Source organism: Borreliella americana (assembly GCF_021043605.1).
Classification (GTDB): domain Bacteria; phylum Spirochaetota; class Spirochaetia; order Borreliales; family Borreliaceae; genus Borreliella; species Borreliella americana.
Map to the genome: position 1 here is coordinate 1 of NZ_JAJNFB010000056.1, position 561 is coordinate 561.

The window sequence follows — 561 nt, forward strand, 5'->3', positions numbered from 1 at the left end:
GCTCATTATTTATGCATTTATGCCTATATTTAGTAACTAATACTAGGTGATAATTAATTGAATATACGCAGTGATTATTAAAAGTTAACTTGCATGACATATACGCTAAGTATAAAATATTATAAAATAATAAGATATATGGGTGCTAATAAAGCTTATAAATATAGAATTTATCCTAACACTAATCAAAAAAAATATTTTTCAAAAGTATTTGGATGTGTAAGATTTTTGTATAACAAAATGTTAAGTGATAAGAAAGATTATTATGAAAAAAACAAACAAAGTTTAATTACTTATCCAAGTAAATATAAAGAAGAATTCCTTTTCTTAAAGGAAGTTGATAGTTTAGCTCTTTGTAATGTCCAACTTGACTTAAACTCTGCGTATAATAATTTTTTTAGAGAAATTAAAAAGGGGAATAGAACACAAGGATTTCCTAAATATAAAAGTAAGAAAAATAGGCAAACTTTTAGAACTAATAATCAAAAAAACTCAATAAGAATAGAGAATGATTATATAAAACTACCTAAAATAGGGTTTGTAAAATTATGTCTACATAGG

Annotated in this window: 1 protein-coding gene; it reads left to right on the forward strand. The window is 23.4% G+C overall.

Going from position 1 to position 561, the window contains the following annotated elements:
• Window positions 1-138: 138 nt before the first annotated feature.
• Window positions 139-561 (forward strand): helix-turn-helix domain-containing protein (locus tag LRB30_RS05820; protein ID WP_231020160.1); only part of this gene is annotated, 423 nt, incomplete at its 3' end.